This is a genomic window from Vibrio sp. 10N.261.46.E11 (assembly GCF_041472735.1).
In the GTDB taxonomy this organism is placed as follows: Bacteria; Pseudomonadota; Gammaproteobacteria; order Enterobacterales; family Vibrionaceae; genus Vibrio.
Genome location: NZ_JBFRQW010000009.1, coordinates 135,563 through 144,882 on the forward strand (window position 1 = coordinate 135,563; position 9,320 = coordinate 144,882).

Consider the following 9,320-nt stretch of genomic DNA (forward strand, 5'->3'; position numbering starts at 1 on the left):
AAGTAACATGGTAAACGTACTCGTTTATCTTCGCGAACTTTAATGAGGATAGTTTTGGTATGACGTGTGAGCGAATGGGATTTGCTCAGTTTAAGAATTGTTTGATTTGAGAACGTTGAACTACAGAAATCTTTAGTTCAGGTAAAACTTAGTTCGAAGACTTGAAAAGCTCTTCTGCTAATTGTTTAACCGTCTGTTCATAGTCAGATAAATCGATACCAATTTCCATAGCATCTAACAACTCTAGACTTTCGTCATTATAAGATTGGTCACTCATGGTGCCCCCTCTATTCCTTGGTGTGGACATGTTGTCCTGTTAACTAGTGCACCATCTTGGACTTATATTATGTCACTTTGATGAACGCACTCTACTCTACCCATTCCATATTTATAGCTTGAAGCTACTCGCGATCATTAGCGCTTGTTTACGCTAAAAGGGCATACGCGAACGACATATGTACTGCCACCTTACACCAATTACAACAAATTACCCTATAAATTTTGAAGCAAATCACACTCAAACGTTTGCTTAAGCATTTTTAATTCCTTACGCACCAATCGCCGTACATATTTATATACAGTGGATATTTTTAATTACATTAAACATTGCATTTGGAATTAAACTCAATCAAGATACTTAAAAATCGAGATATTCTTTGGGTTTACTCTCTTAGACCAGAAGAAACACAACGAAAACCCACCCTAACGTAAAGAATTATATACAATGAATAAATCAAAGGTTTTTGGTAGTACTTTGATCATTGCAGGCACAACCATTGGTGCTGGCATGCTCGCTCTTCCACTTGCGTCTGCAGGTATTGGCTTCTCAACTTCGCTTTTCTTAATGTTATGTCTTTGGGCATTGATGGCCTTTACCGCTTTATTAATGGTAGAGCTTCATCAGTTCGCTGAATCGGACGCAACCCTACACACTTTAGCTCATACAATTTTAGGGACGAAAGGAAAGTGGATCGCAAGCTTCGCCATGATGTTTCTTTTCTACGCTTTGTGTGCCGCATACATTGCAGGTGGCGGTGCGCAGTTTAACCAACGTATCTCGGATATCGCAGGGATTGAACTCAATGGTCAAGTCACCACACTCCTATTTACACTCTTAGTTGCGGGAGTTGTGACGATTGGTACACACAGTGTTGATAAAGTTAACCGCGTTTTATTCGGGCTTAAACTGATTGCGATGGTACTGGTACTCAGTTTCCTTGCACCAAACATCACCTCTCAATACCTAATGAGCATGCCTTTGCAGCAAGGCCTGATTGTTGCTGCAATACCGGTTGTGTTTACCTCTTTTGGTTTCCACGGCAGCATCCCTTCAATTGTTCGATACCTGGATGGTGACGTTCGCTCTTTACGTAAGGTCATGATTATTGGCTCTGCACTGCCTTTGGTCATCTATGTTTTCTGGCAGAGTGTTACGTTGGGTGTGGTTAGCCAAGAGCAATTATTGTCTGATACTAGCTTGGGTGCGCTTCTAATCTCACTATCGCAAACTGTTCATCAATCAAACTTAAGCTTGATCGTGGGTGTATTTGCTGACCTTGCACTTCTTACTTCTTTTATTGGCGTGAGCTTGGGGTTATTTGAATTCATGGGTGATTCTCTAAGCAAGAAACTAGGCAATGCCAAACGCGTTAAAACGGCCGCTATCACTTTTTTACCACCGTTAGGTTTTGCCTTGTTCTACCCACAAGGTTTTATCATGGCTTTGGGTTACGCTGCCATTGCACTTTCAGTGCTAGCAATTCTGCTGCCGACAGTGATGGTATACAAAGTTCGTTACACAGATTTATTAGTAAAACCTCACGCTACAGAATCAACTTACCAAGTGTTAGGTGGAAGCAAAGCGCTGTTTTTAGCGGGTAGCGTTGGCGTGTTTATCATTGCAATTCAAATCCTTATTTCAGTAGGGTTATTACCATCATTAGGCTAATAAACCCATCGAGAGCAAAAATACTTGATTGATGTCTCATGAACGATATATTGCTATCATGAATTCTCATACTTAATCGATCGGAATCACATTTTTATTAAGGTCGGTTATTTAGAGTCCACGGTAAAGGATTTACCGTGGAGTTTTTATGAAAGAAGTACAATTTAGAACAATAGACAAACTGTTTATTAAAATGTCTATTAACGACAAGTTTTGGGTCATTTTCTTGATCTTTTTCGCCGCTGTAGCAAGCCTCGCTGGCTTCAACTATGTCAACAAGCTAGAACAAATTGACGCAACTGCAAAACAGCAGGTTGAGTTTCAATTGCAAGGCATTTTATCAGCATCAGATTCCCCAGCTTCGGTTCATTCTGTTAGCCAACAAACACGCCTTCAAGAAACCACTATTTCAAACACGGGTTCGGTGACTGCTACGGCACTGGCACAAGATGGCAACTACTACTCTCTTACCGTTTCAACTACTGATACACAGAACCAAAAGCAGCAAGCTCTGTACACATTATTACTCAGTCTTTTATGGTGTTTGCCTTTTGGTCTTTTCTGTTACTGGGTTGCAACCTTCCTAGGAGGCGCACTTTGGGTTCTTTACTCAACCACTCAAAAGATTGGTGATGGTGATTTAACATCTCGCCTTGGCTTCCATCCAGGCCGAGATGAGTTTGGTACGATTGGTTGCGCCCTTGACCGTTCAATGGATACGCTAAGTGAACTAGTCAATAACGTAAACCAAAACGCAGCGACACTGAGTGAAACGTCAGCTTCTTTCGAAAAAGAGATGAAGCGCAGTGAAACACAGATTATGAGCCAGAATTCATCTCTAGACTCTGTTGCAACGGCAATGGATCAGATGACGGCATCAGCGAATGAAGTATCTAATATCTCTGCGCGCTCTACAGAGCAAGCGGAGCAAGATGCTCAACAAATCAATGATAGCCATGCTATGGTTCAGCAAGCAATCTCAGAGATAACCACCCTTTCTTCTTTGATTGAGCAAACCTCGTCTTCTGTTACGAGCTTGAATGTAAATACAAGCCAAATCAACGAAGTCATCACCACGATCAACGCAATTTCAGAGCAAACCAACTTACTTGCACTCAATGCCGCGATTGAAGCAGCTCGTGCGGGGGAACAAGGTCGTGGTTTCGCGGTTGTTGCTGATGAAGTGAGAACGCTTGCTAGCAGAACTCAATCCGCTACAGTTGAGATCCAAACGATGATTGAACGCTTACAGCAAGAGAGTCAAAATATTGCTAAGATTACGGTGCAAACGGTTGATCAAGCGCAAACCAGTAGCCAACTCATTTCACATATCGGTGATGACGTAAACTCGATTGCAGATTCCGCACAAGCGCTAATGGACATGAGTCTACAAATAGCAACGTCAGCTGATGAACAAAGCAACGTAGCGAATACCATCGCTGCTGAGCTTAATGATATACGAGGCCAATCAGACGTAATCAAAGATGTCGCTCAAAACTCTTCAAAGGGCGTATCTAAGCTGACTGAAGCATCGGTTTCTCTGTCTCAAACTTTGGCAAGATACCGCACTTAGCACTTGGCAAATAGCTATCAGCTATTTGAACTTAATGCTTAATGCTTAATGCTTAATGCTCAGAATTAAGAACAAACCTAAAAAGGACTCATATAGAGTCCTTTTGTATTGGTATCGATTAATAACCATGGCAAATCCATACTCCTCAGTTATTAACATGAAGTAAGTCGCAAAGGAGGGATTAAGAGGAGCCAAAACTGTCTAATAATCGAGCTTGGGGGTAATCTATTTGAACGGGTCTTATTTTCGCTTACCCTTTTGCTGCAGGTGACACATAATGAATAAAACAGATGCACCATACACCGACGACATCACATGCCCTTTATGCCAACACGACGAGTATCTACTTTCAGAAAGTGGAGAGAAGTTCACTTGTGCTGCATGTGGTTTCCACACAACACAATTAAGTAAAGTAGTCAGCCTTCAATTAGGCTCTACCCCACCAAAGCTCCGGAGTGCGGTATACCACCACTTGAGCAGCGCTTGCCATTAATCCAAATCGATATTTCTTCCAAACTGTAAATATCCTGAGCCGCTAGCTCTGCTATGTCGGCTTCGGTATTATGACTCAATGCCTCTTCAAACGTTGGTCGCAATCTAAAAGATTGAATACCCGCACCAACCCCAGCTTCAATGCCTTTCACCGTGTCATCAACATAAATACATTCGTTTGGTAAAAAGCCCATGTTCATTGCGGTGTACATGATCAGATCAGGCTCTGGCTTCCAGCTATTGGCATCAAAAGCTGAAAATACTTTGCCTTTGAAGTCGTCGAGCATTCCTGTCATTGCCAATGAAGATTCAACTCGAGATTTAGGCGCATTGGAAGCAATACAAAACTCGATGTCTTGTTGCTTGAGGAATTCAATAAGCTCGATAGCGCCATCCATCGGTTTTAAATGCCGTTGGAACAAGGCTTCTAATTCAGTGCGGTAAAGCGGCTCGAGTGTATCAATGGAGATAGACAGCCCTAAACGTTCTTGAGTATCCATTAAGATGTCAGCTAGCTTCCCACCTTGAAAGTGCACATAGCAGTCATTAACGTTTAACTTAGCGCCAAAGCCAGAAAACACATTCACTAAGGCTTGGCAACACAGCTTCTCGCTATCGATGAGTGTTCCATCACAATCGAAAATTACACATTTAGTTTGTTCTAACCGCATAGCTCTCTCACTCGCATTGAATTCAAGTTTTATCCTATAGTGTTCTTTCAATACGCGGGATGATTAAGGTAACACTTTACCTATCAGCCCTTTTTTCTCTACGCGAAATATGCAGTGGATCACTTTATACCTAGCCATAAGCAACAGAACTCATTAAATTAATATGCTTTGAGTGTCACCAATCACGACTTTATTTACCAATAAACCGTTAATTCACGACCAATTCTTCAATAACAATAGGTTTATCCGTTAATTCAATGCGACATTCAGCGGTGGCGGTGTCTGGGTACGAATCACGAATAGCGACAAATTCGGGTAAGTGGCTCAATAGTAACTGAGCAAGCTCAGGATCGAACTGATAGCCGCATTCTCTCTTGAACAAATCGACAACCATCTCTAATGGCCACGGCTCTTTGTAACAGCGTGCGCTAAGTAGCGCATCAAACACATCGGCGACGGCGGTAATACGAGCAAACAAGTGAATTTCGTCACCGACTTTGCCATTAGGGTATCCAGCCCCATCCCAACGTTCATGATGCTCGTTGGCAATGATAGCAGCCAGATTGGTAATATCACCGGCTCCACTCTTCAATAAGTTATAGCCAGCCGTTGTGTGAAGCTTCATCACTTCCCACTCTTGCTCGGTCAATTTACCTGGTTTATCCAAGATTGATTCAGGGACTGAAATCTTACCCACATCATGCATCGGACTGATGATCTCTATCATCTCGACCTCGCGATGACTCAAACCACGATACTTAGCAAGCAACGCAGACAGTTTGGCAACACGTTTAACATGATTACCGGTTTCACCAGAGCGAGTTTCAATCGCCTCTCCAAGAACATGAATCATATCCTTTTGAATATTCAGCGTTTGCTTCTGAAGTTTTAAGATTCGCTTGCTCTTTTTAGCCAGTTCTTTCTTTTGGCGTAGAGTGACAAATTGCATCAAAATAATCAGGCTCAAACCGGCAATGACCATCGATAGACCCAATAACAACTGAAAGTTTTTACGAATAAAGGATGAAGGCTCGTTAATGAATATAGCGTCATCAGGTAGCGAGTTTGCGCTAATCCCATGTCGTTTTATTGCAAGATAGTTAAATACAAATCGTTTGTTGTCACCGGGAATTAAAGGAACAGTAAAACCCAGATGAAGATACTTATCCAGCGCATTAACCGCCTGCTCACCTATGCTTTGAGAGTGATTTACATAGCCGCCCAATACATCTCCCGAAATATAAAACTGCCACAAAGCAAACACTGGTGCAGCACTTGCTTTAGACAATGTATCCGAAATCTCTTGATATGTATGATACACGCCTTGATTCAATTCGGTGTTGTAGTGACTGAGCAAAACCGCATCATCAGCAGAGATACCTTCTAAAAACTGGCTTGTATGTTCTAACGACAGATCGCGTATTTCGACCAAAGTGATATTGGGAAACTCAGCCATCACGCGATTCATTTCTTTCTGGATCAATTTAGAAGTGACACTGTAATCATTGACAAAATACAGCTTCTTTAGATTAGGTCTTAATTTAGAAATCAGCTCAATATTGACGTTTATCTGATCGTTCTCATAAAGCACGGTTGCTCTATCAGATACCGTATACATATCAGTGCTGGAATCATTAATACCGGCAGCAACGACAGGTGTGGAGCGCTCAATCAAATTAGGCAGAGATTCTAGAAAGTTGGCCGCGTTGTCGTCAGTCGCGATGACACCATCAAATGTATAGCCTTCATATTTGGTGCGTAAGTAACCGGCGAGAGAATCGTAGTACTCTGGGCTATGTACACGCTTTGAATCCAAATACTCGATTGAGAGTTTAACTTCGGTTTGAGATTGGCTGAACGCACTGTCTATACCTTTTTGGAAGTCAGCAGTCCATTGGTAAGAAGGTTCGTATGAGTGTAAAACGAGGACGCGTTTGATATCCCAGTCATTAGCAAAACTGAGTGAAGAATAAGCGCTAACACACAATACAGCGATTGAGAACAATAGCTTGTACATACAATACCCTTTAAATAAGACGGGGTATTTTACTTAGATTAACGCTTTCTCAAAGAACATTTAGTTCTCGACCCACACTTTATCGCGAGAAGCATGATCTTGTACCCAAAAATCAAGTATCTGCTTAGCAAAAGCGTTGATACTTTGACCACTTCCAACCACAACGTCTGAGATTAGCAGAGAATTCTCCGCTTCTGTAACGATAGCGCTCGCTGCAACATCACCATTTTGAGTCCCTATATATAAGATATGTTCTTCAGATAACATAATCTGACTCAAAAACTCTAACATGTGCGCCCTTTCAGTTTCATCTTGGTAAGCGCTAGCTTGGTTGAGTGAAAAAAGTACGGTCAGTTTATGGAAGTCGACTTTATGCAGTTCATCAATTTGGGAAGGAGTTTGATCTTGGGTGAGGAGTTGGTATGTCTTGGACGGGAGTTTGTTTTGATAAAGTTCACGGCCGAGGAGGCTCTCTTTTGCGGGGTAGGCAATATCGAGTTGACTAAACAGCCATTGGTTTTTCTTATTTACAATTTCAGGTATTTCGTTATTCATTCTTTTAGTACCTACGGTTAGTATCCCCAAATGTCACAGCTATTTGGAAGACATATATTCGACTGAGGTGCCGAGCTACAAGCACAGAGCATACAGAGCATGACAAAGGCCAACAAGTACTTTAAATGCTTCATATTTTCCATTATCCAACAACATCCTTTAAGAACTTAACGAAAAGCTCTACACTCGTATTCAAGCTTTCAATATCCTTATAGTAAACAGAACTCTATAAATAAAAAGGACTTCTTATGAAAAAAGCCTTAATAGCAGCGAGTATTATCACAATGTTGGCTGGCTGTTCGGACAACGAGGTCGGCGACGTCTCTCTGGGTTTCTTCACAATGAATGATGGCACTTTTATTACACCACCATTCTGAAAAAAACCTCAATAATTAAAAGCTCATATTTTTCAATAATTTGCTAAATTTCAACCATATCATTTGAAAATGAATAGTCTATTTTCCCCTTACGTTTAAACTTATGAATTTCGATTCTATGCGAACACTCTATGATGAATTCTTGAAATGTCAGTGAGAACAACTGTTCACGTACCTTTCTGTCATGATCTTTCCGTATCTCTTTTAAGTTCATCTGCTCCCCCTTATTTTTCATTGTTCCCAATGCTTGCAATGTACTCTGGCAACCCAAAGCCATCATCCACTCATGATCTAACAATTAAAGATTACAAACACTATGCTGCACTTACTGGTCACTTTTACTACAGGTTGATGATTAAGATAAGACAAACAAAGGCTCAGATCATAGAAGTCACTTTAAAACACCGAAATATGCGCAAACACACATACATCAGACCTATTCATTGCGACAGTTAGTTATAATAGAGCGCACCATAAATCTATTGATTTGTAGATTTATCGGCTTAAGTACCTTTTCATAACAATCATTTACGGAGTTAGAACACATATGTCATTTCAAGCACCTATAACAATCGCTGAAGCTATTAGAAATGTCGAAAATAACCGATATCTATTACCATCAATCCAGCGTGAGTTCACATGGAAGCATGAAAAGATTGAATGGCTGTTCGACTCAATAATGAGAAATTATCCTATTAGCTCATTTTTATTTTGGAGGGTTGAGGGTGACACAAAAGACAGGTTTAAATTTTACAAATGTATTCGTGATTTTCGTCAAAGGTACCAAACGCACAACGAAGAGATCACGACGTCAGGTCTTCATGATTTCACTGCTGTGCTGGACGGCCAACAAAGGCTCACATCCCTCTATATAGGTTTAAGAGGGAGCTATGCATACCGAACTCCTCGCTTGAAAGAAGAGAATAGTGAGCGTGTATACCCTTCTAGGAAACTATACTTAAATTTAACTCGACCACTTGAAAACGAGGAACATGGAAGAGTATACGAGTTTAAATTCCTCACAGATCACGATATTAAAAAATCAAACTATAAGTGGTTTAAAGTATCCGATATTTATGGGTTGTCTGACGATTTTGAATTCAACAAACATCTCGACAGCCACAACCTAAAAGAAAATGAATTTTCTTATAGATCTTTATCCACTTTAAAAAATGTAATTCATTCAAAACAAATTATTAACTTTTTCGAGGAAAAGGAACAAGATATTGACAAGGCACTCAATATATTTATTCGAATAAATAGCGGTGGGGAGCCCTTAAATTTTTCTGATTTAATTATGTCAATTGCTGTAGCAAACTGGGAAGAAAAAAATGCCAGGCAGGAAATTCATGGCTTAGTTGATACCATTCGAGACAAAGGGTTCTATGTATCAAAAGACTTCGTACTTAAGTGCTTCTTATACCTTCATAGCAAAGATATAAAATTCAAAGTAACCAACTTTTCAAAAACTAATGCTGAAGACTTTGAAACTGAGTGGGATAAAATCAGGGATACGATTCTCTCAACATTTGACTTGATCAGTTCATTTGGTTTTACCAACGCTACCTTGACTTCGAAAAATGCAATTATTCCAATTGTATACTACCTGTATCACCGAGGTATTTCTAAAGAATACTCGTGTAAGTCACGATTCACAGATGATAGAGATGATCCGCACCAGAAGTTT

The 9,320-nt window shown here is 40.5% G+C and carries 7 protein-coding genes and 1 pseudogene; 4 read left to right on the forward strand and 4 right to left on the reverse strand.

Annotated features, from left to right (window positions below):
• Positions 1 to 148 precede the first annotated feature (148 nt).
• Positions 149 to 277 carry a hypothetical protein gene (locus AB4407_RS03935; RefSeq protein ID WP_017059831.1) on the reverse strand — a complete coding sequence of 43 codons (129 nt, stop codon included), beginning with the start codon at positions 275 to 277 and terminating at the stop codon, positions 149 to 151.
• A gap of 447 nt (positions 278 to 724) precedes the next feature.
• On the opposite strand from AB4407_RS03935, the gene AB4407_RS03940 reads away from it, so the two are divergent.
• Together AB4407_RS03940 and AB4407_RS03945 are read left to right on the forward strand one after the other, a co-directional pair.
• Positions 725 to 1,948 carry an aromatic amino acid transport family protein gene (locus AB4407_RS03940; RefSeq protein WP_372118830.1) on the forward strand — a complete coding sequence of 408 codons (1,224 nt, stop codon included), beginning with the start codon at positions 725 to 727 and terminating at the stop codon, positions 1,946 to 1,948.
• A gap of 148 nt (positions 1,949 to 2,096) precedes the next feature.
• Positions 2,097 to 3,521 carry a methyl-accepting chemotaxis protein gene (locus AB4407_RS03945; RefSeq protein ID WP_372118832.1) on the forward strand — a complete coding sequence of 475 codons (1,425 nt, stop codon included), beginning with the start codon at positions 2,097 to 2,099 and terminating at the stop codon, positions 3,519 to 3,521.
• 434 nt (positions 3,522 to 3,955) lie between these two features.
• Here AB4407_RS03945 and AB4407_RS03950 read toward each other — a convergent pair whose 3' ends face one another.
• The 3 genes from AB4407_RS03950 to AB4407_RS03960 form a co-directional block, all read right to left on the reverse strand.
• Positions 3,956 to 4,684: an HAD-IA family hydrolase gene (locus tag AB4407_RS03950; RefSeq protein WP_372118834.1), complete on the reverse strand. Its 729-nt coding sequence runs from the start codon at positions 4,682 to 4,684 to the stop codon at positions 3,956 to 3,958.
• 208 nt (positions 4,685 to 4,892) lie between these two features.
• Positions 4,893 to 6,701, reverse strand: a complete 1,809-nt coding sequence (locus tag AB4407_RS03955) for an HD domain-containing phosphohydrolase (protein WP_372118836.1) — start codon at positions 6,699 to 6,701, stop codon at positions 4,893 to 4,895.
• 60 nt (positions 6,702 to 6,761) lie between these two features.
• Entirely contained in the window at positions 6,762 to 7,256 is a 495-nt protein-coding gene (locus tag AB4407_RS03960; RefSeq protein ID WP_372118839.1) for a hypothetical protein, read from the reverse strand.
• A 248-nt stretch (positions 7,257 to 7,504) separates the two neighbouring features.
• Here AB4407_RS03960 and AB4407_RS03965 point away from each other — a divergent pair.
• Both AB4407_RS03965 and AB4407_RS03970 read left to right on the forward strand, forming a co-directional pair.
• Positions 7,505 to 7,606: pseudogene (locus AB4407_RS03965) on the forward strand (lipoprotein); the annotation flags it as partial.
• Between the two features lie 574 nt (positions 7,607 to 8,180).
• On the forward strand, positions 8,181 to 9,320 hold a 1,140-nt coding region (locus tag AB4407_RS03970; RefSeq protein WP_372118841.1), incomplete at its 3' end, for a DUF262 domain-containing protein.

Excerpts from the sequence above, each read along its gene's own strand:
- AB4407_RS03935 (WP_017059831.1), bottom strand. The coding sequence starts at position 277 with ATGAGTGACCAATCTTATAATGACGAAAGTCTAGAGTTGTTAGATGCT.
- AB4407_RS03940 (WP_372118830.1), top strand. The coding sequence starts at position 725 with ATGAATAAATCAAAGGTTTTTGGTAGTACTTTGATCATTGCAGGCACA.
- AB4407_RS03945 (WP_372118832.1), top strand. The coding sequence starts at position 2,097 with ATGAAAGAAGTACAATTTAGAACAATAGACAAACTGTTTATTAAAATG.
- AB4407_RS03950 (WP_372118834.1), bottom strand. The coding sequence starts at position 4,684 with ATGCGGTTAGAACAAACTAAATGTGTAATTTTCGATTGTGATGGAACA.
- AB4407_RS03955 (WP_372118836.1), bottom strand. The coding sequence starts at position 6,701 with ATGTACAAGCTATTGTTCTCAATCGCTGTATTGTGTGTTAGCGCTTAT.
- AB4407_RS03960 (WP_372118839.1), bottom strand. The coding sequence starts at position 7,256 with ATGAATAACGAAATACCTGAAATTGTAAATAAGAAAAACCAATGGCTG.